Below are 16,797 nucleotides of genomic sequence, written 5' to 3' on the forward strand. Positions count from 1 at the left end.
CGCCAACTGCACCACCAGGCATACTGAGTTCATGTCGGACATCTCTGAAGAGCCCCCGCATCCGAACGCGGTGCGGGTGAACGAGGCCGGTCTGGTCGAATACTTCGACGGGGAGGTGTGGGCGGCGTACGTGGACCTGCCGGACGACGATCCCGGGCCGCTCGGCGTCGTACTCCGCAGGGAATCACCGTGAGCGCCCCGTGCGCGGCCGGGGGCCCCGGCGCCGCCGTGCTCGACGCCCTGCCCTCGCCGCTGGACTCCGTCGCCGACAGCAGGGAGGCCGCACGGTGGACCCTCGCATCCACCGGCGCCGTGGGCGCGCTGCTGCTCGGCGGCGGCCCGTTGCTCGCCGTGGGGCGGATCGGCGACTGGGCCCACGCGGCCTGGGCCGGCGGCGGACTGTTCGTGGCGCTGCTCGGCATCGCCTGGGCAATGTGGCAGACCAGCGAGGTGCTCGTGCCACCGCTGACCACACCCGAGGTCCTCACCTCACCGGCTCTGCGCGGGCTGCGCGAGCAGCTCGACGCCGCGCCCGGCTACTACTTCGGCTCCGCGGCCACCGACGTCGAGGGCCTGCTGCGGCACCGGCGGGTCGCCACGGAGATCTCCCGACGGATACCGACCGCCGGAACGGCGGAACGGGCGGCGTTGGAACGCGGACTGGCCACGGCCTACCGCAACATCGCACGGACCGACCCGTATCTGCGATGGCTGCTGGCGACCGCCCACGCCTGGATCGTGCGGGAGAAGCTGCGCAAGGCGCGGCGGCACACCTTCCTCTCCGCCGTGCTCGTCATCGCCGGCGCGGTGGTGTTCCTCGGCGCGACCGGCCGCTGAGAACGTCAGGGCGTCTCCGGCCGATCATGTGACTGCTTCGCATACGGGCCGTTGATGCGGGCGTGGGCAGGTTGCTCCGCGTGGTGCCGTGTGGGAACGGCCCCGGCCATTTCTGCCGGTCAGCAACCGGCGTTGTGGGCGGGAACGAATCTCGACTATTACCGGTCCGATATGGCCCTTCCGGAATGTCGCAAGCCCTTCGTCCGTCCGTCCCGCCCGCTACCTCAGCCGGCCGCCGGCAGCTGCGCGTCGTCACGCAACAGGAGCGGCATGCGGTCGAGGGGGGCATCGAGTGTGTGCCAAGCGCCGCCCTCGTACGTCGTGTCCGTCCAGGCGCACCGCCAGCGTGCTCGGGCAGGCAGATAGACCTCACGGCTCACCGCGCCGGCCGCCGTGACGGGAGCGACCAGGAGATCGGGGCCGAGCAGGAACTGGTCGGCGACCGTCCAGGCCGTCTCGTCGTCGGGGAACTCGAGGAAGAGCGGGCGCATCGGGGGCAGGCCGTCACGGGCGGCGGTGGCCATCTGCTCGGCGATGTACGGGCGCAGGCGTTCGCGCAGCTCCAGGTAGCTGCACATGATCTCGTACGCCTCTTCTCCGTACGACCAGACCTCGTTGGGGCCGCCGGTCATCTCGCCTCCCAGCGGTAGCCACGGCAGCCGGAAGCCATGCAGCCGGAAGATCGGGCAGAGCGCGCCGAACTGGAACCAGCGGACCAGGACTTCGCGGTACGCAGGGTCGTCGGGGTCGCCGCCGTGGAAGCCGCCGATGTCCGTGGTCCACCAAGGGATTCCGGACAGGCCGATGTTGAGACCGGCTGCGATCTGAGCACGCAGGGACGCGAAGTCGGTTCCGATGTCACCGGACCATACGGCGGTGCCGTAGCGCTGGCTCCCCGCCCATGCGGAGCGGGAGAAGGACATGCCGTCGGTGTTGCCGGAGGCGGCCATGCCCTCGTGGAACAGGCGGGCGTTCTCGCGCGGATAGAGGTTGGCGACCTCCTGGCCGTGCCCTGCGTGGTAGCGGAGGTTGGCCGGGTGGCCGGGCTTCATCTCCGGCTCGCAGGCGTCCAGCCACCACAGGTTGATGCCCAGTCGCTGGTAGTTCTCCTGGACCTTGGACCACACGTAGGCGCGGGTCTCGGGGTTGGTGGGGTCGTAGAAGGAGACCATGACACGGTGGTCGGCTCCCTTGTCGATCCACGTGGCGTGGGCGGGGGTGCCGTACTCGTTGGCGGCGAACAGGCCGCGGTGCTCCAGCTCGTCGTAGTTCTCGCTGGAGCGGTTGACCGACGGCCAGATGGAGACCATGAGCTTGACGCCGAGCTCGTCGAGTTCCCGGACCATGGCGGCCGGGTCGGGCCACTCGGCGGGGTCGAACCTCCAGTCCCCCAGCCGGGTCCAGTGGAAGAAGTCGGCGACGATCACCGAGATCGGCAGGCCTCGGCGCTTGTACTCGCGGACGACCTCGAGGAGTTCCTCCTGAGTCCGGTAGCGCAGTTTGCACTGCCAGAAACCGGTGGCCCAGTCGGGGAATGCGGGGGCGTGGCCGGTGGCGTCCGCGTAGGAGCGGAGGATGTCGGCGGGCTGATCGCCCGCGGTGATCCAGTAGTCGATCTGGCGGGCGCTGTCTGCGACCCAGCGGGTGCCGGTCCGCACCATTTCGACACGGCCTACGGCGGGGCTGTTCCACAGCAGGCCGTAGCCTCGGTTGGACAGCACGAACGGGATGGTGATCTCCGTGTTGCGCTGCACCAGGTCGATGACGGTGCCCTTCTGGTCGAGCAGCCCGTGCTGGCGTTGCCCGAGGCCGTACAGCCGTTCCGCCTCGTACGCCTGGAAGTTCTGCTCCAAACGGTGGTAGCCGTGCCCGACGGGAGTGTGGACGCGGCTGCCGGGCCACCAGAAGTGGGCCGGGCGTTCAGCAAGCAGTTCCGTGCCGTCCTGTGTACGGACGAAACGCAGTAGTCCGTCGACGGTCAGCTCGGCGGTGATGCGGCCGTTGACCAGGCGGGCGGGGGGCACCGGGTCGGTGGGTGAGCCGAGGCCGTTCTTGAAGACGGTCAGGCCGGTCAGATCCGGGACGATGACCTCGGCCCCGGTGTCGGGCAGCTCCAGGAGGGCGCCGGGGATGTCGTCGCGGAGGGGGCCGAGTGCGGCCCGTACGCGGACGGAGTCGGGCCCCCAGGGCTCGATGCGCAGCGACTCGTGCCGGCTGTGCCACTCCAGGCCGCCGTCGTGTTCCCGGAAGGTGTTCAACGTACTGCTCCAGTGCGTAAGAAGGGGGGCTCAGTCCTGTACCGGGGTTCGGTCAGTCCTTGACCGAACCGCCGGTGATGCCGACCGCGATGTACCGCTGGGCGATGACCAGCAGTACCGCCGCGGGGATGGAGGCAAGGACGGCGGAGGCCATAAGGGCGTTCCAGTCGGTGGCGTTGGCGCCGATGAAGCGGTAGATCCCGACGGTGACCGGGGTCACCGCGTCGCGCGAGGTGAGAGTGATGGCGAAGAGGAAGTCCGCCCAGGAGAACAGGAACGCGAACAGGCCCGCGGTGATCAGACCGTTGCGACTCATCGGGACGACGATGCGCAGGAACGTACGCCAGGACCCGGCACCGTCCAGCGCCGCTGCCTCGACGACCTCGGTGGGGATCTCGCGCAACTGGGCACGGAGCAGCACCGCGGCGAACGGGACGGACAGCGTGGACTGGGCCAGCATCAGCCCGATGGTGTTGTTGAGCAGTCCGATCTCGCTGTAGAGGGCGAAGAGCGAGTTGGCCTTCACGATGCCCGGCACCATCTGCACGATCAGCAGGACGAACAGCAGCAGCGCGGCCCGGCGCAGCCGGAACTTCGCCAGCGACCATGCGAGAGGAGCCGCCAGGGCGAGGGTGATCAGCACGTTGCCGCAGGCCACGAAGAGGCTGATGACCAGGTGGCGCCCCTGGGTGTCGAAGGCGGCACGGTAACCGTCGAGGGTCGGGTCGGTGGGAAACCACTTGGGCGGGATGCTCAGCAGTGCTTGACCGGGCTGGAGCGAGGCGTTGACCATCCAGTACAGCGGGAAGAGCAGGGCTCCGACGATCACGAGGGCGATCAACGTGCTGCTCCAGCGGCGAGCAGCACGCAGGGCGGCGGGAGACGACATCGGGACTACCTCTCGGACTGTTCGGCGCGCACGGCCCGCAGGTACACGAGCGCGAAGAGCATGGCGATGACGATGAGGACGTTGCTGACGGCGGCGCCCTGGCCGAACTGCAGGTTCGTGAAGGAGAGCGCGTACGACCAGGTGGACAGCAGTTGCGTGGAGTTCGCCGGGCCGCCCTGCGTGAGCACCATGACGACGTCGAACGCCTTGATCGTGTAGATCAGTCCGAGCATCACCACGACCGAGGTGGTCGGGCGCAGCAGCGGCCAAGTGACGTGGCGGAACTTCTGCCAGGCGCCCGCGCCGTCGAGCGAGGCGGCTTCGTACAGCTGCGGCGGGATGGACTGCAGTCCGCCGTAAAGGATCACCATGTTGAAGGGAATGCCGATCCAGACGTTGGCGACGACGATGGCGGTCATGGCGTGGTCGGGGCTGACCAGCCAGGGGACGGGGTCGTTGATCAGGTGCAGGTTGAGCAGCACCTGGTTGACGACGCCGTAGTCCTGGTCGAGCAGCCAGCGGAAGACGGTGCCGGAGACCAGCAACGGCAGCAGCCAGGGCAGCAGGAGCAGGGCGCGCAGGGTGCCGCCGAGCGGAAAGCGACGGCGGAAGAACAGTGCGAGTCCGAGGCCGATGGCGAACTGCAGGACCAGCGAGGCGACGGTGAACACGGCCGTGTTCCACAGGGTCGTGGAGAACAACTCGTCGCCGAGGATCGCCGCGTAGTTGGCGAGCCCGGTGAAGGGAGCACCGCCGTCGTAGAAGGACGTCACCGTGTAGTCCTGGAACGACATGACCAGGTTGGCGACGATGGGGTAGCCGAAGAAGATCACCAGGTAGAGCACGGCGGGGACGTGGAAGCTCATGCGTGCCAGCCGCGCACGGCGGGCGGCGGTGGCGGTACGGCTGTCCGGGTGTGCCGCGGTGTGGACGGGCTTGTCGAGAAGGATCGTCATGATGAGAGCACCTCGCCTGATCAGTGGTCTGCCGACTGGGCCTGGCGCTGAGCGGCCGCGAGGGCCTTCCCTGGACTCAGCTGTCCGATCGCGGCCTGTTGGAGTGCGGTGTACAGCGCCTTGGAGACGACGGGGTAGGCGGTGCCGAGTTCGGCGGTGCGGGATCGGGCGGTGGGTGCGCTGGCCACGAAGGGGGCGAGGTCCGGCTGCTCCTTCACCAGTTGTCCGGCGACTGCCGGGTCGGCGGGTACGTCGGCTCGCAGCCGGGCCCACTGGATCATGTGGTTCTGGCTGAGCACGCAGTTGAGGACCTTGACGGCCTTGTCCTGCTTGTCCCCCTTGGGCACCGCCCAGGTCTCGCCTCCGAGCGGGGTCACCGAGGAGCCACCGCTCTTCTGCGTGGGGAGCGGGACGACGCCGTAGTCGAGGTCCTTCTCGGCGGAGAGCGCGGCCAGCTGCCACGAGCCGTTGATCATCATCGCGGCGTGGTGGCCGATGAACTGCTCCGCCACATCCGACTGTTGCCAGTTCAGCGCCGATTTCGATATCGAGCCGTCCCGGAAGAGCGAGGTCCAGTACGTCAGTGCGGACACGGACGGGGCCGAGTCCAGTTTTCCGAGGTCTGCGCCCGCGCCCCAGAAGAAGGGTTCGTACTGCCACGAGCCTTCCTCGGTGGCGACGGCCGACAGGGCGAGGCCGTAGCGGTGGCCCTCGGTGAGCTCGGCTGCGCTTGCCCGGAGCTCCTTCCAGGTGGAGGGCGGCTCGAGACCGGCCTTCTCGAAGACCGCCTTGTCGTAGAAGAGCGCGAGCCCGTTCACGCCGGGCGCGACGCCGTACAACTTGTTCTTGTACGTGCCTGCCTCGAGGACGCTCTCGTAGAAACCGTCTGTCCTCACCCGGCCTTCGAGCGGCAGCAGGGCTCCGGTCGAGGCGAGCTTGGGCAGGTCCGGATTGTCGCTCAGCACCAGATCCGGGAGGCTCTTCGCGGCTCCGTCACGCAGCAGCTTCGGCACCAGCTGGGAGCGGGGCATGACCTCACGTACGACGGTCACGCCGGTCTGGCGCCCGCAGGAGTGGAGGATCTCGGTCAGCGCTGTGTTGCCCGGCTCCGCGGTGTAGTAGTCCGTGACGGTCAGGGTGTTCGGGGGCGTATCGGCCGTGATGAGGCTGCAGCCGCTCAGCGCCGTCAGGGCGAATGCGGCGCAGGCGGCAGTGGCTGCGCGGGTACGGGGGGACAAATCTGTGTCCTTCGGGGGCGTAGGGATGGCCACGCGGACGACTGCGCGGGGCATGGCGAGGTACGGCCGCACGGCGCAGGTGCCGTCGGCCACGGGCAGGTGGCGGGAGGAAGGGGAGGTCAGGAGAGCGGGGGCGACGCGGTGCTGGCCCGTACGGTCAGCTGCGGCTCCAGCAGGACGGGGGCCCCGCCGGGGTCCGCACCCCTTCGGTCGAGCCGCTGTCTGAGCAACTCGACAGCTCGCTCGGCCAGTGCGGCTGCTGGTACAGCGACCGAGGTCAGCTGAGGGGTGCCTGCGGTCGCGACCGCGTCCGAGCCCACGACGACGAGGGACATGTCCTCGGGCAGGGCCCGGCCGAACCCGCGCAGGAGGGGCGCGAGGTGTGGGGTTGCGGCTTCGTTCTGCACGATCAGCGCCGTGGCGTCCGGGCGCTCCTGGAGCACCCGTGTCAGGGTGCCCGCCGTGGTGTCCCAGTCCCCCTCGACCGACCGGTGGGTGAGCCGGACACCTCGGGCCGAGGCCCGCTCGAGCGCGCCGGCGACGGTCCGCACGGCGAATCCCGTGCGGCGCCGGTACGCGGCCTCCGGTGCGCCGAGCAGGATCACCTCGCGGTGGCCGAGATCGGCGAGATGGTCCACGCAGAGTCCGCCCGCCGCGCGGAAGTCCAGGTCGACGCAGGCCAGGCCGGCGGGATCGTGGGGCAGTCCGATGAGCACCGTCGGGACCGGCAGCCCGCGCACGGTGTCCAGCCGCGGATCACGGATACCGATGTCCATCAGGATCAGCCCGTCCAGCAGCGCACCGTCCCACACACCGTGCTCGGCGTCATCGGTGAGAAGAAGCACGTTGCAGTGGTGGCGGCGCGCGGCGACGCTCGCGGACAGCATGAACTCGGCGAGGAGCGGCCGGTGAGCGCCGTCATCGACCCGCACGGCCAGCCCGATGGTGTGCGAACGGACGAAGACCGGCCGTTGGTAGCCCACGGCGGCGATGGATTCGAGGACGCGGGAACGGGTCGACGGCGATATGGGGCGCTTCCCGCTGAGCACGTACGAGACGGTGCTGACCGCGACGCCTGCGTGCCGTGCCACATCGGTTATGCCCACCATGCCGTGCTGCCCGTCTTCCTGTCCTGCTGCTTCCGCGACCGAACCGCCGTCGAAGGATTTCGATGCGTGCGGTCATACGCGCTTTCCTGCGCGACGACAACGGCGAGATTAGGTACGGAAAGTCGGGCCGTCCATACATGCCTGAGATTTTCGACGGATTTCGACAACGACCTCGCACCGACATCGACGAAGCCGACCAGAGGCAGGGTTCGTTGGAGAGGGCCGGTGACGGCGGCCGGACCTGGCAGCGGGCCGTCCGGGCGGCCATCCGCCGCAGTTCGCGCGCGGTGGGGTCGCCGTCCGGTGCGACCTCGATGTGCAACCGATACGGCCACGCCGCGAAGCGGGCCGACCGTGTGCTGGGCACCGCTCCCGCTCCCGCGGCCCCTTACAGACGTGCACCGCACCGGCCACCACGCCGCCCAGGCAGACCCTTCCGTGCAGCTCGGAGCGGGTTGCCGGACCGGACCCGGCGCGCAGCGTGCCGCCCGGTATCCGCCGATAGCGCGTCTCCGGCCTCGCCGGGTCTCCAAATCTTGCTGCATGATACACGTTTATGCATAATGGGGTTATGCATAAACGCGTCATGGACACCGACGCCCCGGCCGAGAGCCTGATGATCGCCGTGGAGCAGGTGGTTCGCTACGTGCGTCAGAACGCCATCACCGGCGGCCTGAGCACGGCGGCATCCTCCGCGCTGGCCCGGCTGGGCCGCGAGGGGGCGCACCGTCTGACCGAACTGGCGCGGGCCGAGGGCGTCTCCCAGCCGAACATGACTCAGCTGGTCGCCCGTATGGAGCGCGCGGGCCTCGTACGCCGCGTCGCCGACCGCCACGACGGCCGGGTCGTTCTGGTGGAGGCCACCGACACCGGTCTGGAAGTCTTCCGGCAGCGACGCGCCGAACGCGCGCAAGCCCTCGACCTGCTCGTCGAGGAGCTCACGGAGCCGGAGCAGCGGGCCGTGAAGATCGCGCTGCCTGCCCTGGCACGCGCCATCCAGGACCGCCAGGACCGCCGGCACCGCTCCTGACCCGCCCCGCAAACCTGTCCGCTCTCCCCCGTCGCCTCTTCCTCAACCCCTTGGAGAGAAACGCACATGGATGCATCGCATGGAAAGGCCGCCAGTCCCTTCAAGCAGCCCAAGGCCGTCTGGGCCGTGGCGTTCGCCTGCGTGATCTCGTTCATGGGCATCGGGCTGGTCGACCCGATCCTGCCCGCCCTGGCCGACAGCCTGCACGCCTCACCGAGCCAGGTCTCCCTGCTGTTCAGCAGCTACCTGATCGTGACCGCGGTCGCCATGCTGTTCGTCGGCTGGGTCTCCAGCCATCTCGGCGCCAAGCGCACTTTGGTCATAGGTCTTGCCATCATCGTCGTCTTCGCCGCCCTGGCGGGCACGAGCGGCTCCATCAACGGCATCGTCGGCTTCCGCGCCGGCTGGGGTCTGGGCAATGCGCTGTTCATCGCGACCTCGCTGGCCGTCATCGTCGCCTCCGCCAGCGGCGGCTTCGGTGGCGCGATCATCCTGTACGAGACCGCTCTCGGCCTCGGCATCGCCGTCGGCCCGCTGCTGGGCGGCGAGTTGGGCGGTATCAGCTGGCGCGGTCCGTTCTTCGGCGTCGCCGCACTCATGGCCGTCGCGCTGGTGGCCACGCTCGCCTTCGTGCCTTCGCTCCCCAAGCCGAAGCGCCCCGTCTCACCCATCGCTCCGCTCAAGGCGCTCCGTCACCGCGGGCTGCTGACCATGGGCATCATGGCCCTGCTGTACAACTGGGGCTTCTTCACCATGCTGGGCTACGCCCCCTACCCCATGGAACTCGACGCCCATGAGCTCGGCCTGGTGTTCACAGGCTGGGGCCTGCTCGTGGCCGCCTTCAGCGTGTTCTTCGCCCCGCGCCTGCAGGCGCGGTTCGGCACCGCTCCGGTCCTGTACGCGAACCTGCTGGGCCTCGGCATCGTGATGGCCATCATTGCCGCCGGAGTCAGCACACCCACCGTGGTGATCGTGGCCGTCATCGTCAGCGGCGCCTTCATCGGCATCAACAACACCCTGACCACCCAGGCCGTCATGCTCGTCTCCCCCGTCGAGCGTCCCGTCGCCTCCTCCGCCTACGGCTTCCTGCGCTTCATCGGCGGCGGCCTGGCCCCCTTCGCCGCCGGCAAGCTCGCCGACGCCACCGATCTGAGCGTCCCGTTCTGGCTCGGCGCTGCCACCTTCCTCCTCGCCATCCCGGTCCTGGCCAGTGGCCACAGCCTGCTGCGCCAGGCCGAGACGCACACCGGCGACTCCGAGCCCGCGACGCCGTCACTCACCCCTGTGGGCATCCCGGCCCCCGCAAGTGAAGCGCCTCCCGTCATCGTCGCCGTAAGCTCCCACGACAAGGCCGCTGCCATCGTCGACGCCGCGGCCCGGCTCGCTCGCGACACGGGCAGCCCTCTCGAGGTCGTCCACGTCCAACAGACCGTCGTGGTCGAGGAACTGGCCGTCGACACCGAGACCACCGACCAGGCACGCGCCGCCGTCACCGCCCACCTCGACCGGCTCGCCGCCCACGGCATCGCCGCCAGCGGCCAGATCCTCACCAGCATCGGCAACCATGCCGCCGCCGGCCGCGCCCTCGCCCAGCACGCCGCAGACGTGCACGCCCGGGCCGTCGCGGTCGGACACTCACCGCGCGGCCCGCTCACCCAGTTCGCCGACGGAAGCTTCACCAGCGCCCTCACCCATGCCGCCACCTGCACGGTCGCCCTCATCGGGCCCGACCACACGCCGCGGCACCTGACCATGGACACCCTGGCAGAACTGCGCAACAGCGCGGTCCGAGGGAGTTGAGGGTCGCGGGAGGGCGGGGGACACAGCGCGAGGGCGGCCCGCCGACCGTGAGGCAGGCGGGCCGCCACAGGAGCCTGTGCTGACGCGGATGCGACAAAGGCGCCCTCCGCGCGACTGGGCCGGGGCGGTCCGGCGCCTCAGGGCAGCGACGTCGGCAGGCAGCCGCGCGGGATGAAGCACCAGCTCTGCAGCCCCGTGCCGTCGGTGCCGCCGCCTCGCGGATCACGCACCATCACCTGGCCATCACGGTGGCACCCGGCACGGCGCAGATCATCACGATCACCCGCTGACGCCCCCGTATCCGAACGACCGGCCCCTCCACGGAGCGCATGTGGCCAGGGCGGCACCCGTTCCCGCACGGGCGCCGCCCATCCGGTCGTGTCGGGCGGGCGGGTCGTCCGGGCAAGGCACCGTGCGACCGTGATCCGTATGTGATCAGTGCCTCGTACTCTGCATGGCCAGGGGATTCACGGGATGAGCGGTCGAGGCGGGGGCAGTGATGACACACCGGCGCGCGGCGATACCGGCACTGATCGGAGGGCTGCTGCTCACAGCGCTTCTGTGGTGGGCAGGGGCGAGTGCGCAGGCACTTCACCTGCCGGGCACCACCGGCGTGATCGGCAGCCGGACCGCCGCCGACCTCGAACGCTGGCTCGCCCCCTGGTCGTACGACCCTCCGTCCTCGGTTCAGGTCGGCACCGAGGTGTCCGGTGGGATCGGGGACGCGGCCGAGACCGACAGCACCCGCTATCTCGCGCTGTACGCCACCGCGTTGCAGATCCGGTACTTCGCTGTCTTCGCCTTCTTCGTACCCGTGGCGCTGCTCCTGGTCCGCAGGCTGCCGCCGGTGCACGGCCGGACGATGGCCGCGCTGCTCGCGGTGTGGGCCTGGGGCCTGGTGGCCGGGACCCTGGCGGTGACGGTCTCCGCGCCGTGGCTGATCGCCTCGCAGGGGCACGGCAGTTACCGCTTCCTGCCGCAGGTGGCGAGCACGGTCTCCGCCGGGCGACAGGTTCTGGTGGCGACCGCACTGGTCGCGGCGGCGGGGACGGTGCTGGCGGCGCGGGTCACCGCCAAGGGCGCCGGTCCGCTTCCCCAGGCCGTCGTCCCGGCTCGCGCCGCCCGACTGGCAGCCACCGTCGGGACCGCGACGATCGCGCTGTCCCTGGTGGTCCTCTCGTACCAGCCGGTCGCCGCCGCCTTTCAGACGGTCTCCCCGGACGGCGGGCTGTTCGCCGAACCTGGCGAACTCCTGCGCCAGTGGCTGTTGCTCGGCTCCTGGGCGGGCCCGGCGGGTGCGCCGCTGGGCGGCTGGCTCCTGCATCGCGTCGGCGACGTGCTGCTGCTCGCCATCGTGTGGTGGGCACTGCGGAGGTTGCCCGGACTCCTCACGCGGGCCACTGTCCCGGCGATGGCGATCGGCACGGTCTGCGCGACCGTCCTCGGTCTGCTGGCGAGCCAGCTGCTGCGGGTGACACTGGACGGGGCGGACCTGCGCTGGGGACTGCTGTCCCTGTTCGCCGGCGTCGGCGACGGCGTCCCGGCCGCCCTGACCTGCGGCCTGGTGGCAGGAGTCGCCGCGGCCGTCACGCTCCGAGTGGCCGTGGGCCGCACGGAGACCACCGCCGCCACGGCCTCTGCCCAGGTCGCCGCTCCACATTAGTACTGCAGGCCACATGCGATCTTCCGCAGCGCCCGCGGCCTGCCACGTATTCTCGCCCGGAACATATCGAGCGAAGGACGGCGCACGTGGTGGACAGCAGCAAGGATCACGGCCGCACGTCTCCGGACGGTTCGGGTGTGGAGGCGCCGGAGCGCATCTCACTCGGCGTCCGGGCGCGGGATGCCGTCCGCCAGCGGATCGTCGACGGTCGCTACCCGCAGGGGGCGCGCCTGGTGGAGCGTGAAGTCGCCGAGGAGCTGCGCATGTCCCGGGTCCCCGTGCGGGAGGCCTTGCGCGCGCTCGTCACCGAGGGCCTGCTCGAACTGCTGCCGCACAGCGGCGTCCGGGTACGTCGGTTGGAGCGAGTCGACGTGGAGCACCTGTACGAGGTGTGGGAGCCGCTCGCTGTCCAGGCATCGCGTCTCGCGGCCCGCCGTGTTGCCGGGGCAGTGCCGGGGGACCTGTCGCCCCTGGCCTCGCTGCAGGCTTCCCTCGACCGGGCCGAGCGAGCTGCCGGCGATGGCGACGGAGCGCGCGAGGTGGCGGCTCACACCGCGTTCCACGAGGACATCGTGGCACTGACCGGCAACCCTCTACTCGCCCGCACCATGGAGCAACTGAGCTGGCAGCTTCAGCTGTTGTTCGGGATGCGCAAGGAGCCCGCGCACATGCGGGCACAGCACGGGGTGATGTTCCGGCACATCGCGCAGGGCGACGAGGAAGCGGCGGCGGCGAGCACGCTGCTGCACGTGCGCGACAGCCGGGCAGTGGCCATCAGGGCGCTGTTCCAGGACACGTGAGATTGGTATACAAAGTCAGCCCTTGAACAAGGGTGTCGAAAATTCTTCGCGCAGATTGCCTGAAATATGGGCCTTCTGCGAGAAGGGGATCGCTCCTTCCCTGCCACCCTCGCACTCTGGTATACAAAAGGCCAACGATCGCCGAACTTGATCCAAGGAGCCCCGATGTGCGTAGAGCCCGCCCCTCCCCCATCGACCCGGCTGACCCGGCGTGGCGTCATCGCGGGTGCCGCAGCGCTGGCGGGGACCTCAGCTCTCCTTGCCACGGCAACGCCTGACGCGGCAGCTGCCCGCCGGGGCATGTCGTCGGGCGGCGACCTGGTCGTGGACGGCGGCACGCTGCTGGACCCGGCCAACGGCGACGTCATCGAGGATGCGGTCGTCGTCGTCAAGGGAGGCATCGTCCGCGCGGCCGGGTCCCGGGAGCACGTCGCCGCACACGTCCCCGCCGGCGCGCCCGTCCTGCAGGCGCACGGCCGATGGATCCTGCCCGGCCTGGTCGACGCGCACATCCACCTCAACACGGCGGCCGAAGCCCGTGACGCGGTACTCAGAGGCGCGACCACCGCGCGCAGCGGGTCGACGAACTTCTACCAGGACATCGCGGTACGGGAGTTGGCCCGCCAGATGCCACAGCAGGCGCCCCGACTCCGGGCGGCGGGCATCTTCGTGACGCCGGACCTGGGCGACACCATTCTCGCCGACCCGGACCTGGCTCCCCTTGCCCGGCTGCGGGATGGTGTGCGCTCGACGGAGGCCCTGCGCCGCGTGGTCGAGGTGAATCTGACGCGCGGTGCCGACACCGTAAAGACCCGGGTGAACGAGCGCGCCGGGCTGCCCGAGCAGGACCCGCTGGTCCAGGTGTACACCCACGCGCAGCTGTCCACGATCGTCGCGGCCGCCCGCCGCGGCGGCAAGAGCGTGCTGTGTCACAGCTACAGCGAGAAGGGCTGCCACGACGCGGTGACGGCAGGAGTCCGCTCGCTGGAACACGGAGTATTCGTCGGCGAGCACACGCTGCACGAAATGCGGAGCCGGGGAACATACTTCACCCCGACGCTCACCGCGATCGCCGGACTCGTCGACTCCCCGGACCCGATTCTGGCGGAGCGTGGCCGCACGTATCTGCCTGTGCTCAAGCGAGCGGTGCTGGCCGCGCACGAGCTGGGTGTTCAGCTTGCGGCCGGTACGGACTCCTCGGGCGGCAAGGTGCAGCCCATCGGCCGTGAAGTGGAGTTGATGCGTGCTGCGGGGCTGCCCGCCCTGGACGCGATCCGCACGGCGACGACCGGCGCGGCCGAGCTGCTCGGCCTTGCAGGGACCGTCGGCCGACTGCGGCCCGGCTTCACCGGAGACATGCTGGTACTGGACGGCGATCCGCTCGCCGACGTCACCGTTCTCAAGAAGCCGGCGCGCGTGGTGCGGGCGGGCTTTGCGCTGCAGTGAATGCCACTCATGGTCCGCGCTGCCTCTACTCAGGGCGTGCGTGCCCTGCGCGCAGCTCCTCCCTCCTCCGACCACAGCTCTGAAAAGGAGCATTCGATGCATGCCGAGCCCTCACCCTCCACTTCCGGCAGCCTCTCCCGGCGGGGCGTGCTTGCCGGTGCCGCCGCCCTCGGCGGCAGCGTCGCAGCGCTGTCCGTGAGCGCTCCTGAGCCCGCCGCCGCAGTGCCGCACTCGGGAGCCGTGCCCCGAGCCGGCGACCGGATCTCCGAGCACGCGGGGCACCGTGCGAACGCCACGGTCTTCAAGAACGTGAGGCCGTACGGCGCGAAGACACCCGTCGACCTCACTGTGGTGGACGGCCTCGTCGTGAGCGGTCCGGCACCGAAGGGCGCGACGGTCGTCGACTGCAAGGGCCGGATAGCCCTGCCCACCCTGGTCAACGCGCACGTCCACCCTGACAAGACGTCGTGGGGCGAGCCGTGGGTGACGCGCAACCCCGCACACTCCATCGCCGAGTACACCGCCGAGGACGTGAAGCTGTACCACGCGCTGCGCACACCGCTGAAGGATCGCGCCCGGCGCCTGATGGCGCACGCGGCAGCCCAGGGAACCCGGGCCATGCGCGCACATGCCGACGTGGCGCCCGCGTACGACCTGGCGGGAGTCGAAGGTGTCGCGGCCGCCCGCAAGGCACTGCGGCACGCCCTCGACGTGGAGATCGTGGCGTTCCCGCAGCACGGCGTCATTCGCACCCCTGGCACCAAGGAGCTCCTTGAGGAAGCAGCGCGCACCGGTGCCATCGACCGGGTCGGCGGCATCGACCCGATCGAATTCGACGAGGCGCTCGACGAGCAGCTCGACGTGCTCTTCGGCATCGCCGACCGGCACGGCGTCGGCCTCGACATCCATCTTCACGAGCGGGGCGGAAATGGTCTGAAGTCGCTCCGCGAGATCATCGCGCGCACCCGAGCGCTGTCGCTCCAGGGCAAGGTCACCGTCAGCCATGTCTTCTGTCTGCCGGAGCTGACAGCCCTCGAACTCGGCCGGATCGCGGACGACTTGGCCGGCGCCGGCATCTCCCTGACGACAGTGGCACCCGACTCGAAGCTGGTCCTTCCCCTCGACCTGCTGCGGGACCACGGAGTCCACGTCGGCCTCGGTACCGACGGCGTACGCGACGCGTGGAGCCCCTTCGGCGACGCGGACATGCTGCACCGTTCCCACCTGCTGGCCTGGGTCCAGGACGTGCGCCTGGACGAAGAGCTGGAAGCCGCCTTCCGGGCGGGCGCCGACGGCGGCGCCCAGCTCCTCGGCCTGCCCCGGGTCGACCTGGAGCCCGGCTCCCCGGCCGACTTCTTCCTCGTACGCGGCGAGTGTCTGCCCCAGGTCGTGGTGGACCTGCCCGCGCGAGACATGGTGGTGCGCGCCGGGCGGATCATCGCCAAGGACGGCGAACTGACCCACTACTGAGCTTGATCGGGTGATGTCGGGCTGTTCGCCGGACAGCAGGTAAGTGGCTTCGGTAGCCCTGGTGAGGTGAGATATCCGCAGGGCGGCGGCTTGACCGACGCCGAGAGAGCTGCGCGAGAGCGGATCCGGCTCCGGGCCGTGACTGGTTTCGAGGTCGGCGAGAAGAACCGGGAGATCGCTGCCTCGCTCCGAGTTTCGGAGCGGTCGGTGGAACGCTGGCGACGCCAGTGGCGCGAGGAGGGCCTGGTCGGGTTGGCGTCGAAGGGATCGCCTGGCAGGCCTCGACTGTCAGACGTGCAGATAGCCAAGCTGGAATGGGAGTTGGAGCGCGGCCCGCTGGCCCACGGGTGGGCCGACCAGCGGTGGACGCTGGCCCGGGTGAAGACGATGATCGGCCGCCTGTTCCACGTCTCCTACACGGTCGAGGGGACGTGGCGGCTGCTAACTGATCGTTTCAGAATGAGGTTCGGAGTCGTCTCAAGCAGATGATGCTGCAGGCGAGTTGGAGCAGTCCGAGGTGGAGGTCGGCGCGTATCTCGTAGCGGGTGCGGAGGCGTTTGAACTGGTGGAGCCAGGCGAAGGTGCGCTCGACGACCCATCGGGTCTTGCCCAGGCCGGAGCCGTGCGGGACACCGCGGCGGGCGATCTTGGGTGTGATCCCCCGAGCGCGGACGAGACGCCTGTACTTGTCGTAGTCGTAGCCGCGGTCGGCGAAGAGCCGCCGAGGCCGGTGGCGGGGCCGGCCGCGCAGGCCACGGATGTGGGGTATGGCGTCCAGCAGTGGCATGAGCTGGGTGACGTCGTGGCGGTTTCCGCTGGTCAAAGAGACGGCGAGCGGGGTGCCGTGTCGGTCGACGATCAGGTGGTGTTTGCTTCCGGGCCGGGCCCGGTCGACCGGCGAAGGTCCGGTGTGAGCCCCCCTTTGAGGGCTCTGACGTGCGAGCCGTCGATTGCGGCGTCGTCCATGTCCAGCAAGCCGGTAGCCCGCAGTTCGGCCAGCAGCACCTCGTGCAGCCGGGGCCAGACACCGGCCTCGGTCCAGTCCCGCAGACGCCGCCAGGCCGTCACCCCGCTGCAGCCGACCTGTTCCGCAGGGACATCCCGCCAGCTCACGCTCTTGCACAGCACATAGACGATGCCCCGCAGAGCAGCACGGTCATCCGCCGGCAACCGCCCGGGATACCGATACCGCCGAGGCGCACGGGCCGGCAACAGCGGCGCCACACGTTCCCACAAGTCATCAGGCACAAGATCAACAGGCACTCACCAGATCCTGCCGAAACAACACCCAACTGCCAAGC

The 16,797-nt window shown here is 69.9% G+C and carries 15 protein-coding genes; 9 read left to right on the forward strand and 6 right to left on the reverse strand.

The annotated features are described in order from the left end of the window. Positions 1-31: 31 nt before the first annotated feature. Both OG963_RS03450 and OG963_RS03455 read left to right on the forward strand, forming a co-directional pair. Positions 32-193: a hypothetical protein gene (locus OG963_RS03450; protein ID WP_371798344.1), complete on the forward strand. Its 162-nt coding sequence runs from the start codon at positions 32-34 to the stop codon at positions 191-193. After that, the gene (locus OG963_RS03455; protein ID WP_371798345.1) at positions 190-837 is read left to right on the forward strand and encodes a hypothetical protein; all 648 of its coding nucleotides are present in this window, start codon (positions 190-192) and stop codon (positions 835-837) included. Before OG963_RS03450 ends, OG963_RS03455 begins: the two co-directional genes overlap by 4 nt. Before the next feature lie 224 nt (positions 838-1,061). Here OG963_RS03455 and OG963_RS03460 read toward each other — a convergent pair whose 3' ends face one another. The 5 genes from OG963_RS03460 to OG963_RS03480 form a co-directional block, all read right to left on the reverse strand. Continuing rightward, complete coding sequence (locus OG963_RS03460; RefSeq protein WP_093929893.1) at positions 1,062-3,095, reverse strand: TIM-barrel domain-containing protein; 2,034 nt, start codon at positions 3,093-3,095, stop codon at positions 1,062-1,064. A gap of 52 nt (positions 3,096-3,147) precedes the next feature. Then, positions 3,148-3,984, reverse strand: a complete 837-nt coding sequence (locus OG963_RS03465; RefSeq protein ID WP_319739842.1) for a carbohydrate ABC transporter permease — start codon at positions 3,982-3,984, stop codon at positions 3,148-3,150. A gap of 5 nt (positions 3,985-3,989) precedes the next feature. Then, a complete protein-coding gene (locus tag OG963_RS03470; protein ID WP_093771106.1) occupies positions 3,990-4,940 on the reverse strand; it encodes a carbohydrate ABC transporter permease in 951 nt (316 codons plus the stop codon). A 20-nt stretch (positions 4,941-4,960) separates the two neighbouring features. Then, positions 4,961-6,178, reverse strand: coding sequence for an extracellular solute-binding protein (locus OG963_RS03475; RefSeq protein ID WP_177309240.1), 1,218 nt, complete (start codon positions 6,176-6,178; stop codon positions 4,961-4,963). A gap of 119 nt (positions 6,179-6,297) precedes the next feature. Beyond that, positions 6,298-7,287, reverse strand: a complete 990-nt coding sequence (locus OG963_RS03480) for a LacI family DNA-binding transcriptional regulator (protein WP_371798346.1) — start codon at positions 7,285-7,287, stop codon at positions 6,298-6,300. Positions 7,288-7,858: 571 nt separating this feature from the next. Between OG963_RS03480 and OG963_RS03485 the strand changes: the two genes are divergently transcribed. From OG963_RS03485 to OG963_RS03515, 7 genes are all read left to right on the forward strand, one after another. Continuing rightward, positions 7,859-8,317: a MarR family winged helix-turn-helix transcriptional regulator gene (locus OG963_RS03485; RefSeq protein WP_371798347.1), complete on the forward strand. Its 459-nt coding sequence runs from the start codon at positions 7,859-7,861 to the stop codon at positions 8,315-8,317. Between the two features lie 66 nt (positions 8,318-8,383). Further along, a complete protein-coding gene (locus tag OG963_RS03490) occupies positions 8,384-10,117 on the forward strand; it encodes an MFS transporter (RefSeq protein WP_371798348.1) in 1,734 nt (577 codons plus the stop codon). A 499-nt stretch (positions 10,118-10,616) separates the two neighbouring features. After that, complete coding sequence (locus OG963_RS03495; RefSeq protein ID WP_371798349.1) at positions 10,617-11,780, forward strand: hypothetical protein; 1,164 nt, start codon at positions 10,617-10,619, stop codon at positions 11,778-11,780. Positions 11,781-11,866: 86 nt separating this feature from the next. Next, the gene (locus OG963_RS03500) at positions 11,867-12,580 is read left to right on the forward strand and encodes a GntR family transcriptional regulator (protein ID WP_093771096.1); all 714 of its coding nucleotides are present in this window, start codon (positions 11,867-11,869) and stop codon (positions 12,578-12,580) included. A 165-nt stretch (positions 12,581-12,745) separates the two neighbouring features. Continuing rightward, on the forward strand, positions 12,746-14,026 hold the full coding sequence (locus OG963_RS03505; RefSeq protein WP_093929896.1) for an amidohydrolase family protein: 1,281 nt from the start codon (positions 12,746-12,748) through the stop codon (positions 14,024-14,026). A 96-nt stretch (positions 14,027-14,122) separates the two neighbouring features. Beyond that, complete coding sequence (locus tag OG963_RS03510; RefSeq protein ID WP_371798350.1) at positions 14,123-15,496, forward strand: amidohydrolase family protein; 1,374 nt, start codon at positions 14,123-14,125, stop codon at positions 15,494-15,496. 90 nt (positions 15,497-15,586) lie between these two features. Next, positions 15,587-15,985 (forward strand): helix-turn-helix domain-containing protein, encoded by a 399-nt coding sequence (locus OG963_RS03515; RefSeq protein ID WP_371798351.1) that lies wholly within the window; start codon positions 15,587-15,589, stop codon positions 15,983-15,985. Here the strand turns inward: OG963_RS03515 and OG963_RS03520 are convergent. Beyond that, a protein-coding gene (locus OG963_RS03520) for an IS5 family transposase (RefSeq protein WP_371798178.1) occupies positions 15,951-16,759 on the reverse strand; the annotation gives its coding sequence in 2 pieces (ribosomal slippage) (positions 15,951-16,420 and positions 16,420-16,759; 810 coding nt in all). The two genes, OG963_RS03515 and OG963_RS03520, sit on opposite strands and share 35 nt — an antisense overlap. Positions 16,760-16,797 lie beyond the last annotated feature (38 nt).

The organism is Streptomyces sp. NBC_01707 (assembly GCF_041438805.1).
Classification (GTDB): Bacteria; Actinomycetota; Actinomycetes; order Streptomycetales; family Streptomycetaceae; genus Streptomyces.

Coding starts and splice junctions, on each gene's coding strand:
- OG963_RS03450 (WP_371798344.1), top strand. CDS start 32: ATGTCGGACATCTCTGAAGAGCCCCCGCATCCGAACGCGGTGCGGGTG.
- OG963_RS03465 (WP_319739842.1), bottom strand. CDS start 3,984: ATGTCGTCTCCCGCCGCCCTGCGTGCTGCTCGCCGCTGGAGCAGCACG.
- OG963_RS03470 (WP_093771106.1), bottom strand. CDS start 4,940: ATGACGATCCTTCTCGACAAGCCCGTCCACACCGCGGCACACCCGGAC.
- OG963_RS03480 (WP_371798346.1), bottom strand. CDS start 7,287: ATGGTGGGCATAACCGATGTGGCACGGCACGCAGGCGTCGCGGTCAGC.
- OG963_RS03485 (WP_371798347.1), top strand. CDS start 7,859: ATGCATAAACGCGTCATGGACACCGACGCCCCGGCCGAGAGCCTGATG.
- OG963_RS03490 (WP_371798348.1), top strand. CDS start 8,384: ATGGATGCATCGCATGGAAAGGCCGCCAGTCCCTTCAAGCAGCCCAAG.
- OG963_RS03495 (WP_371798349.1), top strand. CDS start 10,617: ATGACACACCGGCGCGCGGCGATACCGGCACTGATCGGAGGGCTGCTG.
- OG963_RS03505 (WP_093929896.1), top strand. CDS start 12,746: ATGTGCGTAGAGCCCGCCCCTCCCCCATCGACCCGGCTGACCCGGCGT.
- OG963_RS03510 (WP_371798350.1), top strand. CDS start 14,123: ATGCATGCCGAGCCCTCACCCTCCACTTCCGGCAGCCTCTCCCGGCGG.